General features: G+C 33.1%; 11 protein-coding genes and 3 pseudogenes. All 14 read left to right on the top strand.

The annotated features are described in order from the left end of the window. The first annotated feature begins 52 nt into the window (after window positions 1-52). The 14 genes and pseudogenes from fakB1 (at window position 53) to lgt (ending at window position 18,557) form a co-directional block, all read left to right on the top strand. Entirely contained in the window at window positions 53-919 is an 867-nt protein-coding gene (fakB1, locus tag DYE57_RS09420) for a fatty acid kinase binding subunit FakB1 (RefSeq protein ID WP_115313808.1), read from the top strand. 153 nt (window positions 920-1,072) lie between these two features. Beyond that, window positions 1,073-2,334 (top strand): annotated as a pseudogene (locus DYE57_RS09415) (DEAD/DEAH box helicase family protein). After that, window positions 2,327-2,999: pseudogene (locus DYE57_RS09410) on the top strand (ComF family protein). Before DYE57_RS09415 ends, DYE57_RS09410 begins: the two co-directional pseudogenes overlap by 8 nt. 62 nt (window positions 3,000-3,061) lie before the next feature. Beyond that, window positions 3,062-3,637, top strand: a complete 576-nt coding sequence (hpf, locus tag DYE57_RS09405; protein WP_115313807.1) for a ribosome hibernation-promoting factor, HPF/YfiA family — start codon at window positions 3,062-3,064, stop codon at window positions 3,635-3,637. A 339-nt stretch (window positions 3,638-3,976) separates the two neighbouring features. Further along, window positions 3,977-4,756, top strand: a complete 780-nt coding sequence (locus tag DYE57_RS09400) for an N-acetylmuramoyl-L-alanine amidase (protein ID WP_115313806.1) — start codon at window positions 3,977-3,979, stop codon at window positions 4,754-4,756. 566 nt (window positions 4,757-5,322) lie between these two features. Further along, window positions 5,323-7,857, top strand: coding sequence for a preprotein translocase subunit SecA (gene secA, locus DYE57_RS09395; RefSeq protein WP_115313805.1), 2,535 nt, complete (start codon window positions 5,323-5,325; stop codon window positions 7,855-7,857). 213 nt (window positions 7,858-8,070) lie between these two features. Beyond that, a protein-coding gene (gene prfB / locus DYE57_RS09390; RefSeq protein ID WP_115313804.1) for a peptide chain release factor 2 occupies window positions 8,071-9,187 on the top strand; the annotation gives its coding sequence in 2 pieces (ribosomal slippage) (window positions 8,071-8,142 and window positions 8,144-9,187; 1,116 coding nt in all). Between the two features lie 335 nt (window positions 9,188-9,522). Further along, window positions 9,523-10,309 (top strand): annotated as a pseudogene (locus tag DYE57_RS09385) (COG3942 and LysM peptidoglycan-binding domain-containing protein). Between the two features lie 163 nt (window positions 10,310-10,472). Further along, on the top strand, window positions 10,473-11,114 hold the full coding sequence (locus DYE57_RS09380; protein WP_115313803.1) for a YfbR-like 5'-deoxynucleotidase: 642 nt from the start codon (window positions 10,473-10,475) through the stop codon (window positions 11,112-11,114). A gap of 5 nt (window positions 11,115-11,119) precedes the next feature. Next, window positions 11,120-11,356 carry a CsbA family protein gene (locus tag DYE57_RS09375; RefSeq protein WP_115313802.1) on the top strand — a complete coding sequence of 79 codons (237 nt, stop codon included), beginning with the start codon at window positions 11,120-11,122 and terminating at the stop codon, window positions 11,354-11,356. Between the two features lie 290 nt (window positions 11,357-11,646). Further along, window positions 11,647-13,632, top strand: a complete 1,986-nt coding sequence (gene uvrB, locus DYE57_RS09370) for an excinuclease ABC subunit UvrB (RefSeq protein ID WP_115313801.1) — start codon at window positions 11,647-11,649, stop codon at window positions 13,630-13,632. Window positions 13,633-13,639: 7 nt separating this feature from the next. Further along, window positions 13,640-16,474 carry an excinuclease ABC subunit UvrA gene (gene uvrA / locus DYE57_RS09365; protein ID WP_115313800.1) on the top strand — a complete coding sequence of 945 codons (2,835 nt, stop codon included), beginning with the start codon at window positions 13,640-13,642 and terminating at the stop codon, window positions 16,472-16,474. A 305-nt stretch (window positions 16,475-16,779) separates the two neighbouring features. Beyond that, window positions 16,780-17,712 carry an HPr(Ser) kinase/phosphatase gene (hprK, locus tag DYE57_RS09360; protein ID WP_115313799.1) on the top strand — a complete coding sequence of 311 codons (933 nt, stop codon included), beginning with the start codon at window positions 16,780-16,782 and terminating at the stop codon, window positions 17,710-17,712. Window positions 17,713-17,717: 5 nt separating this feature from the next. Then, the gene (gene lgt, locus DYE57_RS09355; RefSeq protein ID WP_115313798.1) at window positions 17,718-18,557 is read left to right on the top strand and encodes a prolipoprotein diacylglyceryl transferase; all 840 of its coding nucleotides are present in this window, start codon (window positions 17,718-17,720) and stop codon (window positions 18,555-18,557) included. Window positions 18,558-18,561 lie beyond the last annotated feature (4 nt).

Raw genomic sequence — 18,561 nt, 5'->3', positions numbered from 1 at the left:
TTTTCAAAAAATTATTGTATTATGGCAATGAGTATATTTGAGGAGGACTACTATGAAGATTGCAGTAATGACCGATTCTACAAGTTATCTACCGCAACTTATTATTGATAAATATAACATACCTGTTGCTTCATTAAGTGTTACTTTTGATGATGGCGTTAATTTTACTGAAAGTGATGATTTTTCAATCGATGACTTTTATAAAAAAATGGCGTCATCTAAAACAATTCCTACCACTAGTCAACCTGCAATTGGTGAATGGATTGAAAATTACGAGAAGTTAAGAGACCAAGGATACACTGATATTATAGTCATCAATTTATCTAGTGGTATTAGTGGAAGTTACCCATCCGCAACACAAGCTGGCGAAATGGTTGAGGGTGTGAACGTGCATACATTTGATACACGACTCGCTGCAATGATTGAAGGTAGCTTTGCAATCTATGCTAGTCAGTTAATTGAACAAGGACGTACGCCTGATGATATCATTCATGAATTAACAGAAATTAGAGAACAGATAGGTGCGCACCTTATTGTAGATGATTTAAAAAATTTACAAAAAAGTGGTCGTATTACTGGAGCACAAGCTTGGGTCGGGACTTTATTAAAGATGAAACCCGTTCTCTACTTTGAAAAAGATGGGAAAATATATCCAAAAGAGAAGGTACGTACTAAAAAACGTGCGCTTAAATCTCTAGAAATTAATATTTTCGAAGAAATTGAAGACTTGGAGGAAGTCACAGTATTTGTTATTAATGGAGATAAAACTGAAGACGGTAAGTCATTCGTAAAGCAATTAGAAGAAGAGCATCCAAATGTGCTTATTCAATATTGTGAGTTTGGTCCGGTTATTGCTTCTCACTTAGGATCTGGTGGTTTAGGATTAGGTTATTTCCCAAGAAAAATTGATATTAATTAATACAATATAAGATAGTCAGGAGCAATGATAAGAGTGAAGGTAGTGTTTTTACAGTAAAGTATTAGCACTATTTTGCTTATTCATATGTTTTAGGCTATTTTTTGAAAGTAGTGATACCAAATTAAATATTATGGCAAACTTGTTCATCCCTCAATACAATTAAGCGAGGAACACATTGCACGAGTTTCTAAAGGTGTAGTGATAAATGCTCACTTTTATCATTGTATCCAATGTGGTAATAAAGATAGTCAATACTTTATAAAATACTATTCTGAATTTGTGAAACAAAATATTGTTTATTGTCGCCGTTGTATTCATTTAGAAAGAATGGATAGCATCACTGACTATCGAATTATTAAAAGTGCTCAACAACCTTCGAGTGCTCATTACGAATTACCTTTCCAACTTTCTGAACAACAACAATACGCCTCAAAAGCTGTTGTAAAAGCAATAAAACGTGCTGAAAATTTATTACTATATGCAGTGACAGGCGCAGGTAAAACTGAAATGATGTTTGAAGGTATTCAAATAGCATGTCAAAAAGGACATAATGTAGCTATACTCTCACCAAGAGTAGATGTCGTGATTGAAATTAGTCAACGAATTAAGGATGCTTTTATGAATGAGCAAATTGATACTCTACATCAATCGAGTTCACAAAAATATAAAGGCCATTTTGTCATTGCTACAGTACATCAATTATTCTGTTTTAAAGATTAAAGATCACTTTGATACTATTTTTGTTGACGAAGTAGATGCTTTTCCGCTTTCAATGGACCGCAATTACAACAAGCGATTGTCTTTGCCTCAAAAAGTAAGCATACTCATATTTATATGACAGCTACCCCTCCACGTCATTTGTTAAATGCTTTTTCCACTAAAAGTATTATTAAACTTCCTGCACGTTTTCATAGGTATCCGTTACCTGTTCCAAACTTTAAATACTTTAAATTGAATCGACGAAGGAAGCAGTCTCAATTACTGAGTATTTTTAAAAAGCAACTTATTAATCAACGGTATACCTTAGTATTTTTTAATAATATTAAAGAAATGCACGAAACCTATCTTACTTATAAGAATGATATAGACAATTTAATATGTGTGCATAGTGAGGGTGCCCTAAGATTTGAAAAGGTAGAAGCTTTAAGAAGAGGTGAGCACGCAATTGTGTTTACAACGACGATACTAGAAAGAGGTTTTACTATGGCTAATCTTGATGTCATAGTTATCAACGCTGGTACTTTCGAAAAAGCATCTTTAGTTCAAATTGCTGGGAGAGTTGGGCGCAAACAGGTAGCTCCGACAGGTTTAGTACTATTCTTACATGAAGGTGTTAGTCTATCGATGATATTCGCAAAAAAGATATAGTTTCAATGAATCAACTTGGTAAAGAACGAGGATGGTTAGATGCGTAAGTGTATTCAATGTATGACACCCATTCATGAAGTGCTAAATGTTTATAATTTGTTTAACCTACCTCGATTGTTTTGTAATCAGTGTGAGGGAGATTGGGAAATGAGTCGTCTTTTAAATAAAGAAGAGAGATGTCCAAAATGTCTCAATATAAAAGTATCGTCTGAGTCACTGTGCTTCGATTGTCAGTTTTTAAAAAAGAAGTTCCATTTAATGGATCCACTTCATTGTGATTTTAAATATCAAGGAGTAATGAAAGAGCTGTTGCATCAATTTAAATTTATGCGTGATTATGATTTAGCGACAGTTTTTGCAAAAAAGTTAAAGTTACCTAAAACTTCTTATGATATAATTGTACCTATTCCTTCACCAATTGAACGTGATATTGAAAGTACATTTAATCCCGTTACCGCAAGATAAAATGAGTGTAAGTTATATAAATATTCTTGGAACAGATTTACGCCCAAAACAATCTGAATTAGGTAAAATAGAACGTGCGCAAGCGCCTAATCCTTTTTAAATTAGAGAGACAGAATATAATTTAGAAAATAAGACAATTTTACTCATTGATGATATTTATACAACCGGGTTAACAATACACCATGCTGGGTGTAAATTATTATCATCAAAAGTCAGAAAATTCAAAGTGTTTGCGTTTGCACGATAGAATAAACATGATAAAATATAAGTAAGCATTACCAATACAAAGAGGTTAAAGGAGAGATGGCTATGATTAGATTTGAAATTCATGGAGATAACCTCACTATCACAGATGCAATTCGCAATTATATTGAGGACAAAATTGGTAAGTTGGAACGTTACTTTAATAATGTGCCTAATGCTGTTGCACATGTAAAAGTTAAAACTTATTCTAATTCAACAACTAAAATTGAAGTTACTATTCCTTTAAAAGATGTCACATTAAGAGCTGAGGAAAGACATGACGATTTATATGCAGGTATTGATTTAATTACTAACAAATTAGAACGACAAGTTCGTAAATATAAAACACGTGTCAATCGTAAACATAGAGATCGTGGTGATCAAGATATATTTGTAGCCGAAGTTCAAGAAGCACAGCCAGAAGAGGTTAGTGGTGCCGAAGAACAACTAAATGATAGCGATATTGAAATTATTCGCTCTAAACAATTTAGCCTAAAACCTATGGATTCAGAAGAAGCGGTATTACAAATGAATCTTTTAGGACATGATTTCTTTATCTTTACCGATAGAGAAACAGATGGCACAAGTATTGTGTATAGACGTAAAGATGGTAAATACGGTCTTATCGAAACAACTGAATAATTATCTTTAAATAGATAAGAGAAGAATTGAGTTCTCATCAGTAGTTTAAGGAGATTTCTATCAAATTAGGGTAGAAATCTCTTTTTTTATTGGTTTTGGTAAATATTTACAACGTAAGTGTACTTTTTTAATTTCATTCACTTATATAAAAATGAAAATAATTAAGAATAGTACCTATTTACTATTTAAATTAAGTAGTTAAGGGAAATAAAGTACACAAATAATTCACTTTTATAGTAATATGACACTTGACTTTAAATTAATTTTTATACATATTAAAGATGTAAACAAATATTATATACTTTTTAAGTATTAATTTTTTGAAAGGAGTGATTTACCATGATGAAAATGTTTACTACATTTTCCACGTCTATTATTTTAATGTCAGTGGCATTATGCTTTGCGCCCGTCACTCATGCCAAAAATTCACCACCTTCTCAACCTGAATCAGCAATCTTGAGCCATTCAGATCTTTCGCCTCAATTAGGTAATCGTAGTGCCACTCCAGGTGATGATCCAACTAATCCAAATGATCCAATTCCGTCTCATTTTCCAAGTGTCAATAAGTATATTATTGATCACCATCTTCCTCATTCTAAAGTTGTGAAAGATCCACGTATGGATAGTTTACCTAAATTAGCATATAAGCACGGTACTTATATGGGTGTAGTTATCCATGAAGTAGGAGTAGATCACCAATCACTACAGCAATGGGTAGATAATATGTACAAAACATATACAACTGCTTTTGTGCATGCGTTTGTCGACAATAATGAAATCCATATCACAGCACCTTCTGAATATTACGTATGGGGGTGTGGAGCAAAAGCTAATCCATATTTTTATCAAATAGAAGTTGTACGTATGTACACGTTTGAAGATTTTGCAAAATCAGTTAATAATCAAGCGTGGTTAGCAGCTTATATGTTAAAACAAAATGGTATACCACCAATTCTTGCTGATGATAATGAAGGTAAAGGATCTGTAATAAGCCATAATGGTGTAAGTAGATATTGGGGCGGAACAGACCATGTTGATCCTATTGCTTATTATGCAAGATGGGGTTATGACATGCATCAGATGTTAGAACTCATCAAATATCATTATAACCATATGTAGAAATATATTTTATTTTACATAACCATTTTTCATTTAAAATAGATATAGAACTAAATTAGAAATTGTAATTACAAACTTCTAATTTAGTTCTTTTTTGTGTGCAAAATTATATACTGAGTCAAGTCCACCAAACTTTATGAATAATGGCTTTCTTCAAAGAGCGTTTTTAAACTCTGTTTAACAAGAATTGATAGACACATTAACAATGATGTGCTACTGTGACTTGACGATTAAATTCAATTATTTGTATTTATAATAGTTAAATTGGGCTATAAATAATTTATTAGTAAATTATTTATTTATCACGAGAAAAAATTGTTTGTAACGTGTTAAAATAAATATGTTGCTAATTGATAGGATTTCAATTGAAGAATGATTTCATTTATATTGTGTATCAATCAAAACAAATGAAGTATTAAAATGTCCATGATTAATGATATATTTGTGAAGGGGAATCATCTTATTTAACTAAGACAATTGAGTATATAAGTATTATTTTAACGTTATAAATGATAAGATAAATTGTTGTAAGCTAAACAATTTTAGCTAAAGGAGCGACACATGTAATGGGATTTTTATCGAAAATTGTTGACGGCAATAAAAAAGAAACGAAACGCTTAAGTAAATTAGCAGATAAAGTACTTGCACTCGAGGAAGATACTGCATTATTTACTGATGAAGAAATTCGAGAAAAAACAAAGGCGTTTCAAAAAGAATTATCAGAAATTGAAGATGTAAAAAAACAAAATGATTATTTAGATAAAATATTACCTGAAGCATATGCACTTGTGCGTGAAGGATCAAAACGTGTATTTAACATGATTCCTTATAAAGTACAAGTAATGGGTGGTATTGCTATTCACAAAGGTGACATAGCAGAAATGAGAACTGGTGAAGGTAAAACGTTGACTGCAACAATGCCTACTTATTTGAATGCATTAGCTGGTCGAGGTGTACACGTTATTACAGTCAATGAATATCTTTCAAGTTTCCAAAGTGAAGAAATGGCTGAATTATACAATTTCTTAGGTTTATCAGTTGGGCTTAATTTAAACAGTAAGTCTACTGAAGAAAAACGAGAAGCTTATGCTCAGGATATTACTTATAGCACAAATAATGAACTTGGATTTGATTATTTAAGAGATAATATGGTGAATTATGCTGAAGAACGGGTAATGCGTCCATTACATTTTGCGATTATTGATGAGGTCGATTCTATACTAATTGACGAAGCAAGAACACCATTAATTATTTCAGGAGAAGCTGAAAAATCTACCTCTTTATATACTCAAGCGAATGTTTTTGCAAAAATGCTTAAAGTAGAAGATGATTATAACTATGATGAAAAAACAAAAGCTGTTCATTTAACAGAACAGGGTGCTGATAAAGCTGAGCGCATGTTTAAAGTAGATAATCTTTATGATGTTCAAAACGTAGAAGTGATTAGTCATATTAATACTGCATTAAGAGCTCATGTAACGTTACAACGTGATGTAGATTATATGGTAGTTGATGGCGAGGTATTAATTGTTGACCAGTTTACAGGTCGTACTATGCCTGGACGTCGTTTTTCTGAAGGGTTACACCAAGCGATTGAAGCCAAAGAGGGCGTAACAATTCAAAATGAATCTAAAACAATGGCTTCTATTACATTCCAAAATTATTTTAGAATGTATAATAAGTTAGCAGGTATGACTGGTACAGCTAAAACAGAAGAAGAAGAATTTCGTAATATTTATAATATGACTGTAACTCAAATACCTACAAATAAACCTGTTCAACGTGTTGATAAATCAGATTTAATTTATATCAGTCAAAAAGGTAAATTTGATGCAGTAGTTGAAGATGTAGTTGAAAAGCATAAAAAAGGACAACCTGTTTTACTAGGTACTGTTGCTGTTGAAACATCAGAATACATTTCTAACTTACTGAAAAAACGTGGTGTTAGACATGACGTGCTTAATGCCAAAAATCATGAACGTGAAGCAGAAATTGTATCTAACGCTGGTCAAAAAGGTGCAGTAACGATTGCAACAAACATGGCAGGTCGTGGTACCGACATTAAGCTAGCTGAAGGCGTGGAAGAATTAGGTGGATTAACTGTTATCGGTACAGAGCGTCATGAGTCACGTCGTATTGATGATCAATTGCGCGGTCGTTCAGGCCGTCAAGGTGATAGAGGAGATAGCCGATTCTATTTATCACTCCAAGATGAATTGATGGTACGATTTGGTTCAGAACGTTTACAGAAAATGATGAATCATTTAGGTATGGATGATTCAACACCTATTGAATCAAAAATGGTATCACGTGCTGTAGAATCAGCGCAAAAACGTGTTGAGGGTAATAACTTTGATGCCCGTAAACGTATACTTGAATATGATGAAGTATTACGTAAACAACGTGAAATTATTTACAATGAGCGTAATGAAATTATTGATAGTGAAGATAGTTCCCAAGTAGTGAATGCGATCTTGTGTTCAACTTTACAACGTGCCATCAATTATTTTGTTCATGATGAGGATGATAATCCGGATAACACACCATTTATCAACTATGTTAACGATGTATTTTTACAAGAAGGCGACTTGAAAGAAGCGGAAATTAAAGGTAAAGATTCTGAGGGTATCTTTGAAGTTGTGTGGGCTAAAATTGAAAAGGCATACGAAAAACAAAAAGAAACATTAGGTGACCAAATGAGTGAATTTGAACGTATGATATTATTACGTTCTATCGATACACACTGGACTGATCACATCGATACAATGGACCAATTGCGTCAAGGAATTCACTTGCGTTCATATGCACAACAAAATCCATTACGTGATTATCAAAATGAAGGTCATGAACTTTTCGATATTATGATGCAAAATATTGAAGAAGATACATGTAAATATATTTTAAAATCAGTAGTACAATTTGAAGATGATATTGAACGTGAAAAAACGAAAGATTTAGGTGAAGCTAAACATGTAACAGCTGAAGATGGTAAAGAAAAAGTTAAGCCACAACCAATTGTTAAGGGAGACCAAGTTGGCAGAAATGCCCCATGCCCATGTGGTAGTGGTAAAAAATATAAAAATTGTCATGGTAAAGCATAAAATCTTTCATGTAATAAATACTAAGTGTGATTATATTTTAGACTGAGACATTCAAAAAAAGGATGACTCAGTCTTTAATAATTTAAAATACTTATATATAGGACGTTGTAGTCAAGGCCATTGCTGAGGTTGAATTTTTAAATAGTAAGAATTTCATGTATGATATTAAACGATATGAGAAAATAAATATTTAGATAATAGGAGAGAAAATCAATGGAACTATCAGAAATTAAAAGAAATATAGATGAATATCAAAATCACTTAAATCAAATTAGGGGGTCTCTTTGACTTAGAAAATAAAGAGACAAATATTCAAGAATACGAAGAAATGATGGCAGAACCTGATTTTTGGAATAATCAAAATAAGGCTCAGAGTACTATTGATAAAAATAATGCCTTAAAATCTATCGTCAACGAATACTATAATTTATTGAATGAAGTTGATGATATGAATGCCACAAGAGAATTGCTTCAAGAAGAATATGATGAAGATATAAAGGTCGAATTAGAGCAGGATGTGGAGCAATTTAGAAAAAAAATTGATCAATATGAATTGCAGTTACTTCTTGACGGTCCTCATGATGCAAATAACGCTATTTTAGAACTTCACCCCGGTGCAGGTGGCACAGAATCACAAGATTGGGCAAGTATGTTACTTAGAATGTATCAGCGATATTGTGAACAAAACGGCTTTAATGTAGAGACTGTTGATTATTTACCTGGGGATGAAGCAGGTGTAAAAAGTGTAACATTATTGATCAAAGGGCATAATGCTTATGGATATTTGAAAGCAGAAAAAGGCGTTCATCGTTTAGTCAGAATATCACCTTTTGATTCATCAGGTAGACGTCATACCTCATTTGCTTCATGTGACGTGATTCCTGACTTTGATAATGATGAAATTGAAATAGAAATTAATTTAGATGATATAACTGTTGATACATTTAGAGCATCAGGTGCAGGTGGTCAGCACATTAATAAAACAGAGTCTGCAGTTAGAATTACGCACCGCCCCACTGGTATTGTTGTTAACAATCAAAACGAACGTTCCCAAATTAAGAACCGTGAGGCAGCAATGAAAATGCTAAAATCAAAGTTGTATCAATTAAAACTTGAAGAACAAGAACAAGAAATGGCTGAAATACGCGGGGAACAAAAAGATATTGGTTGGGGCAGTCAGATACGTTCATACGTCTTTCATCCGTATTCAATGGTAAAAGATCATCGTACAAATAAAGAAACAGGTAAGGTTGACTCAGTGATGGATGGAGAAATTGGTCTTTTTATTGAAGCATACCTTCGCAAAGAAATGGATAATAAAGAGACTTAAGTATAATCGTCTATAATATACTCGTTCATTAACGGACAAATATGGACGGTTTTTGTAATTAGCTTTTCAATTTAATTTGAAAAAGTTTTACTAAGTATATGTAGTCTGCAATTTATAATGTTACCAACATGTTCTTCTTATTATTTAAATAGTTTTTGAACATTCCTCTATATCATTGTACTTGTAATACTTAGATATGATTTATGTACAATAAAGTAAAAATACACTTATTAACTGTTGTATTACATCGTTATAACATCTAACATAGCAAAAAAAGTATGTGCTATATTTAGACTTGAAAATTTAGAATAAACTAGCAAAGGAATGACAACTAGATGAAAAAAACTCTAACTGTAACTTTAAGTTCGATTGCAGCATTTTTTGCAATCAACACTGCAGCTAACGCTCAAGAATCAGGAACATCTCAACAGAATGTAAATTCAGAAGGTATAGCAATTACCGACCAATCAGACTTAGGAATTTATATCGTACAACCTGGTGATAGTTTATATAAAATTGCTTTAGAACATAACCTCACTTTAGATGAATTATATACTTTAAATCCAGGAGTACAACCCTTGATATTTCCTGGAGATGAAATTGTGGTTTCTGAAGAAGCATCTCAACTACCTTATAATACAGTTACTAAAGAAAGTTATGAAGCAACATTGCCTCAGGATTACAATGAGTCAGCATCAATTGAAACTGTTTACGAAAATGATTCAACACCTATATATGTTAGTCAAACTTCTTATAGTGGTTTAAGAAGTACTTCAAATTCTGGCAATTTATATACAACAGGTCAATGTACGTATTATGCGTTTGACCGTCGTGCAGAATTAGGTAAACCCATTCATTGGTAGTTTATGGGGTAATGCGAGTAATTGGGCTGCATCAGCTAGCCAATTAGGTTTTAATGTGAATAATACACCAGAAGTAGGAGCAGTGTTCCAAAGTGGACCGGGTCAAAATGGTGCAGGTGCTTATGGACACGTGGGTGTCGTTGAATCTATTAATTCAAATGGAACAGTAACTGTTTCAGAAATGAACTGGAATGGTGGCGTAAACGTCAAATCATATAGAACGATTTATAGCCCTAGTTCATATAACTATATTCACTAGACAACAATGTTATATAGCCCTAAATCTATGCTACGTAGATTTAGGGTTTTTCTTTTTTAAAATTAAATTTTTTAACATGAGAATATACTTTCTTTAACAAAATTGATTGATATAATAACAATAAGTATATAGAATAACTTCAATTACAAGGAGGTGTCGTGATATGGGCGTACACCAATATTTTAAAAGATTATCAGACTTAGAAAAGTTAATAAGATTACCTGGGAAATTCAAATATTTTGAACACAATGTTGCTGCACATTCATTTAAAGTTACAAAAATTGCTCAATATTTGGCAACAGTTGAAGAATTTCATGGTAATGAAATTAATTGGAAAAGTCTTTATGAAAAAGCGTTAAATCACGATTTCGCAGAAGTTTTCACTGGAGATATTAAAACACCAGTTAAATATGCTAGTGGAGAATTAAAGAAACTTTTTTCTCATGTTGAAGAAGAAATGGTAGAAACATTTATTACTGAAGAAATACCTGTACAATATCAAAGTGTTTATCGCGAACGCCTGCAAGAAGGTAAAGATGATTCATTAGAAGGTCAAATTCTTTCCGTAGCAGATAAAATTGATTTACTCTATGAAACATTTGGTGAAATACAAAAACGTAACCCTGAACCTTTATTTTTCGAGATATATGAAATGAGTCTAGAAACCATTATTCAGTTTGATCACTTAGATTCTGTTAAAGATTTTATTGAAAACGTTATTCCGGAAATGCTGATTGAAAACTTCATTCCTAGAACCGAGTTACGTGAAACAACAATGACAATTTTAAACAGAAGAAATGGGTGAAGATAATGATATGGTACGCATGTGCTGCCTTCTTTCCTTGTATATTGGTCGTATTATTTAGTGTTGTAACAAGAAGTAAATGGATAGGAACAATACTTACGCTTTTATTAATAGGGACTTCTGTTTATAAAGGGTTTTTTCACAATGAATGGATTATATTTTTGGATGTAGTGAGTCTTTTAGCAGGTTATTTAATTATAGATAAATTAGAATTTCATAAGAATCAAGATGATTCGCGTTAGATAGTTGTATAAGTTGAACCATGTATAATCAAATTCATTGAAGCTTTGAGGCGTTTGTTTTATAGTATATTTACACGATAAAGACTTAAATTAATTAACTTTTTAAACAAGCATAGTATGTAGCTATGTTTGTTTTTATTTTTAAAGATTTAATCATAAGCGAACAAATGTTTGTCTTTGGTGATATATATTTGTTAAAATAAAACGTAATAAACACACTAAGCTACAATGAGTTAACTATCATGTTACACTTTTTAAAACGATAAATACTTTAGGAGGCGCATGTCAGAATGGTCGAACACGTTCCATTTAAATTGAATTCTGAATTTGAACCACAGGGTGACCAACCACAAGCTATAAAAAAGATTGTTGATGGTGTAAATAAAGGAAAACGTCATCAAACCTTATTAGGGGCAACAGGTACTGGTAAAACATTCACCATGAGCAATGTTATTAAAGAAGTTGGGAAACCAACGCTTATTATTGCTCATAATAAAACGTTAGCAGGACAACTTTATAGTGAATTTAAAGAGTTTTTCCCTGAAAATAGAGTTGAATATTTCGTAAGCTATTATGATTACTATCAACCTGAAGCTTATGTTCCATCAACTGACACTTTTATTGAGAAAGATGCCTCTATTAATGAAGAAATTGATCAACTTCGACATTCTGCTACAAGTGCTTTGTTTGAACGAGATGATGTCATTATCATTGCAAGTGTAAGTTGTATTTATGGTTTGGGAAATCCAGAAGAATATAAAGATTTAGTTGTTAGTGTGCGTGTTGGTATGGAAATGGATCGAAGTGAATTGTTAAGAAAGTTAGTAGACGTGCAATACACACGAAATGATATAGATTTCCAACGTGGGACTTTCAGAGTAAGAGGTGATGTCGTTGAGATATTTCCTGCCTCAAGAGAAGAAATGTGTATTCGAGTAGAATTTTTTGGAGATGAAATTGATCGTATTAGAGAAGTCAATTATTTAACTGGTGAAGTGATACGTGAACGTGAACACTTTGCTATCTTCCCAGCATCTCACTTCGTAACGCGTGAAGAAAAAATGAAAGTTGCGATTGAACGTATCGAAAAAGAACTAGAAGAACGATTAAAAGAATTACGTGATGATAATAAATTATTAGAAGCACAGAGACTTGAACAACGAACAAATTATGATTTAGAAATGATGAGAGAAATGGGATTTTGCGCAGGAATCGAAAACTATTCTGTTCACTTGACGTTAAGGCCGTTAGGCTCAACTCCTTATACATTGCTTGATTATTTCGGTGATGATTGGCTTGTGATGATAGACGAGTCACATGTGACACTGCCTCAAATTCGTGGTATGTATAATGGCGACAGAGCGCGTAAACAGGTACTTATTGACCATGGATTCCGTTTGCCAAGTGCTTTAGATAACAGACCACTTAAATTTAAAGAATTTGAAGAGAAGACTAAACAACTAGTTTATGTATCTGCAACACCTGGACCGTACGAATTAGAACACACAGATGAAATGGTAGAACAAATCATTCGTCCTACAGGTTTATTAGATCCTAAAATCGATGTTAGGCCTACAGAAAATCAAATCGATGACCTCTTAAGTGAAATTCAAGAACGCGTGGATATAGATGAACGTGTACTTGTTACGACATTAACAAAAAAAATGAGTGAAGATTTAACAACATATATGAAAGAAGCAGGCATAAAGGTAAACTATCTGCACTCAGAAATTAAAACTTTAGAGCGAATAGAGATTATTCGTGATTTACGTATGGGTACTTATGATGCTATTGTCGGTATTAATTTATTAAGAGAGGGTATAGATATACCTGAAGTCTCATTAGTGGTTATTTTGGATGCCGATAAAGAAGGTTTTTTACGTTCAGATCGTTCTTTGATACAAACAATCGGTCGAGCTGCACGTAATGATAAGGGTGAAGTAATTATGTATGCAGATAAAATAACCGACTCTATGCAGTACGCTATTGATGAGACGCAAAGACGTCGCGATATTCAAACTGCACATAATGAAAAGTATGGTATTACCCCTAAAACAATTAATAAAAAGATACATGATGTCATTAGTGCCACTGTTGATAGTGATGAAACAAATGAGCAACATCAAACCGAACTTCCTAAGAAAATGACTAAAAAAGAAAGACTAAAAACGATTGAAAATATAGAAAAAGAAATGAAAAAAGCAGCAAAGGACTTAGATTTTGAACGAGCAACAGAGTTAAGAGACATGCTATTTGAATTAAAAGCAGAAGGGTGACGATTAAATGAAAGGGCCGTCAATAGTAGTAAAAGGTGCGCGAGCACATAATTTAAAAGGAGTAGATATTGAACTACCTAAGAATAAACTTATTGTTATGACTGGACTTTCAGGTTCAGGTAAATCCTCACTAGCATTTGATACGATTTACGCAGAAGGACAACGACGATATGTTGAATCTTTGAGTGCCTATGCACGTCAATTTTTAGGACAAATGGATAAACCTGATGTTGATACAATTGAAGGACTATCTCCTGCAATATCTATTGACCAAAAAACGACAAGTAAAAATCCCCGTTCTACAGTAGCTACAGTGACTGAAATTTATGATTACATTCGTTTATTATATGCACGTGTAGGTAAGCCATATTGTCCTCATCATGGAATAGAAATCGAATCACAGACTGTTCAACAAATGGTTGATAGAATTTTAGAACTTGAGGAACGTACAAAAATTCAGTTACTTGCACCGATTATTTCTCATAGAAAAGGTAGTCATGAAAAGTTAATTGAAGATATTGGTAAAAAAGGATATGTACGTTTACGTGTGGATGGAGAAATCGTCGATGTTAATGAGGTACCAGAATTAGACAAAAATAAAAATCACACTATCGAAGTCGTAGTGGACCGACTGGTTGTTAAAGAGGGGATTGAAACACGCTTAGCAGATTCTATAGAAACGGCTTTAGAACTTGCTGAAGGCAACCTGACAGTAGATGTTATTGATGGAGATGAATTGAGGTTCTCTGAAAATCATGCATGTCCAATATGTGGTTTTTCTATAGGTGAATTAGAACCGAGAATGTTTAGTTTTAATAGTCCGTTTGGTGCATGTCCAACTTGTGATGGTTTGGGACAAAAATTAACAGTAGACTTAGATTTAGTTGTCCCTGACAAAAACAAAACATTGAATGAGGGAGCAATTGAGCCATGGGAACCCACAAGTTCAGATTTCTATCCCACTTTATTAAAACGAGTATGTGAAGTTTATAAAATTAATATGGATAAACCGTATAAAAAGTTAACAGATAGACAAAAAAATATCTTAATGCACGGTTCAGGAGATAAAGAGATTGAATTTACATTCACACAACGTAACGGAGGCACAAGAAAACGTAAAATGGTCTTTGAAGGTGTCATACCCAATATTGACCGCCGTTATCATGAATCTCCATCAGAATATACTCGTGAGATGATGAGTAAGTATATGACTGAACTACCTTGTGAAACATGTAACGGTAAACGTTTAAGTCAGGAAGCATTATCTGTTTATATTGGTGGTTATAATATTGGGGACGTCGTGGAATATTCTATTAAAGATGCACTTAGACACTATGATAATATTAAATTAAGTGATCAAAATAGATCTATAGCAGACCAAATTCTTAAAGAAATTATTTCAAGATTATCTTTCTTAAATAATGTCGGATTAGAATATTTAACATTGAATCGGTCATCGGGTACGCTTTCTGGTGGTGAAGCTCAGCGTATTCGATTAGCTACTCAGATAGGTTCAAGACTTACTGGAGTATTATATGTATTAGATGAGCCATCAATTGGTCTACATCAAAGGGATAATGATCGTTTGATTAATACTTTAAAAGAAATGCGTGATTTAGGTAATACACTTATTGTTGTAGAACACGACGATGATACGATGCGGGCAGCAGATTATTTAGTGGATGTTGGACCAGGTGCAGGTAATCATGGTGGTGAAATTGTTTCTAGTGGCGCACCAAGTAAAGTGATGAAAGATAAAAAATCACTGACAGGACAATATTTAAGCGGAAAGAAACGGATAAATATTCCTGAACATAGACGTGAAGTTACTAATAGAAAGATTAGTATTAAAGCCGCTAGAAGTAATAACCTAAAAGATGTAAATGTTGATTTTCCACTTTCAGTAATGACCGTAGTAACTGGCGTGTCTGGTTCAGGTAAAAGTTCATTAGTAAATGAAATTCTCTACAAATCTCTTGCGCAAAAAATCAATAAATCTAAAGTTAAACCGGGTGACTATGATGAAATTAAAGGTGTAGACCAATTAGATAAAATTATCGATATTGATCAATCGCCAATTGGCAGAACGCCACGTTCTAATCCAGCAACCTATACTGGTGTGTTCGATGATATTCGTGATGTTTTCGCACGAACAAACGAAGCTAAAATTCGTGGGTATCAAAAAGGTAGATTCAGTTTTAATGTTAAAGGTGGACGTTGCGAGGCTTGTAAAGGTGATGGAATCATTAAAATTGAAATGCATTTCTTACCCGATGTTTATGTTCCATGTGAAGTGTGTGATGGAAAACGTTACAACCGTGAAACATTAGAAGTCACATATAAAGGTAAAAATATCGCAGATGTGTTGGAGATGACTGTTGAAGAAGCAACGCACTTCTTCGAAAATATACCTAAAATTGAGCGTAAACTTCAAACATTAGTTGATGTAGGTTTAGGTTATATTACGTTAGGCCAGCAGGCAACAACACTTTCAGGTGGTGAAGCTCAACGTGTTAAATTAGCGTCAGAATTGCACAAACGCTCGACAGGACGTTCTATTTATATTCTTGATGAACCAACAACCGGTCTTCATGTAGATGATATTAGCCGTTTATTAAAGGTATTAAATCGACTAGTGGAAAATGGTGATACGGTTGTCATCATTGAACATAATCTTGATGTCATTAAAACAGCAGATTATATCATTGATCTTGGACCTGAAGGAGGAGAAGGCGGTGGTACCATTGTTGCTACCGGATCGCCAGAAGAAATTTCGCAAGACGAAGAATCGTATACTGGAAAATATTTAAAACCTGTTCTTTTGAGAGATTGTGTTGAATGATAATTAAATAAAATATAATTAAGCGGGCTGAGACAAATCTATGGGTTTCAGTCCGAATTCTTTACGTCAACTTATAGAAATGTATACCTATATTTTTTATATCATTTTAATATGTTACTGTTCTTTTATGATAATTTGTCGTCTTGCAATTCACTTTTTGAAAATTAGTTTTGAGTTAGGTTTAATAGTTTTTTAAGTTTTTTTAAAATTCAACCCATCATTTTAATATAAATTATGAGTTGATTTTTGATATGATAATAGAAAAGAGATAGATACGAAGGGTTAATGAAATTTGAGGTGAATCCATGTTAACAACAGAAAGATTAGTAAATACGCTTAATTTAGAATTACTAACTGGGGAACAAGGTTTGCATAGACCAATTAAAAATACAGATATTTCACGTCCAGGTCTAGAAATGGCAGGATATTTTTCACACTATGCATCTGATAGAATTCAATTATTAGGGACTACTGAATTATCATTTTATAATTTGCTTCCTGATGAAGATAAGAAAGGAAGAATGAGAAAGTTATGTCGACCTGAAACGCCTGCAATTATTGTTACACGTGGGTTAGAACCTCCTGAAGAACTAATTAGTGCTTCTAAAGGAACACATACACCTATTATTGTGGCCAAAGATGCAACGACAAGCCTTATGAGCCGATTGACTACCTTTTTAGAACATGAACTAGCTAAGACCACCTCTTTACATGGTGTACTAGTAGATGTCTACGGAGTTGGTGTATTAATTACTGGAGATTCAGGTATAGGGAAAAGTGAGACTGCATTAGAGTTGGTTAAACGTGGCCATAGACTCGTGGCTGATGATAATGTAGAAATTAAAGAGATTACTAAAGATGAGCTTGTCGGAAAGCCACCGAAACTTATCGAACATTTGTTAGAAATTCGTGGTCTTGGAATCATCAATGTAATGACTCTATTTGGTGCAGGATCTATCTTAACTGAAAAGCAAATTCAATTAAATATAAATCTAGAAAATTGGAATAAAAATAAACTATATGATCGCGTAGGTCTCAATGAAGAAACATTAAAAATTCTAGATACCGAAATTACCAAGAAAACAATTCCTGTTAGACCAGGACGAAATGTTGCAGTCATTATTGAAGTCGCTGCAATGAATTATCGTTTAAATATCATGGGAATTAACACAGCGGTAGAATTTAACGAGAGATTAAATGAAGAAATTGTACGAAACAGTTATAAAAGTGAGGAGTAGTATGAATGGGTTTAACTATAAGATATATTGATCCTGTTGCCTTTAGTATTGGACCAATACACGTACGTTGGTACGGTATTATCATTGCTTGTGGTATTTTATTAGGATATTTTATTGCTCAAGCAGCATTAAAAAAAGTTGGTTTACATAAAGATACGCTTGTCGATATTATTTTTTATAGTGCTATATTTGGTTTCATTATTGCTCGATTATATTTTGTAATATTCCAGTGGCCGTATTATATGCACCATTTAGCTGAAATACCTAAGATATGGCATGGAGGGATTGCCATTCATGGTGGTCTCATAGGTGGAATTATTACTGGAATTATCATGTGTAAAGTGAAAAACCTTCACCCTTTACAGATTGGTGATATCGTAGCTCCGAGCATTATCTTAGCCCAAGGTATAGGACGATGGGGTAATTTTATGAATCACGAAGCTCATGGTGGGCCAGTTTCTAAAACTTTTCTGGATAATCTTCATTTGCCAGATTTTATTATTAGAAATATGTACATAGAAGGGCAATACTATCATCCTACATTTTTATACGAATCTATATGGGATGTACTTGGATTTATTATCTTAATTGCACTAAGAAAGCATCTTAGACTAGGAGAGACTTTCTTTGGATATTTAATTTGGTATTCTGTGGGTCGTTTCTTTGTTGAAGGATTAAGAACAGATAGCTTAATGCTTACAAGTCATATTCGAGTAGCACAACTTGTTTCAGTATTATTAATTGTAATAAGTATTGTGTTAATTATATATAGAAGAGCGAAATGTCAACCGACTCCATTTAAAACATTAGGGCCATTGTCATGGCCTGGTAAAAAAGTATCGTGATTGG

Origin of the sequence: Staphylococcus saccharolyticus, from assembly GCF_900458815.1 — a bacterium.
GTDB lineage: Bacteria > Bacillota > Bacilli > Staphylococcales > Staphylococcaceae > Staphylococcus > Staphylococcus saccharolyticus.
The sequence above is the reverse complement of the archived record's forward strand: the minus strand, read 5'-3'. Positions and strand labels throughout refer to the sequence as shown.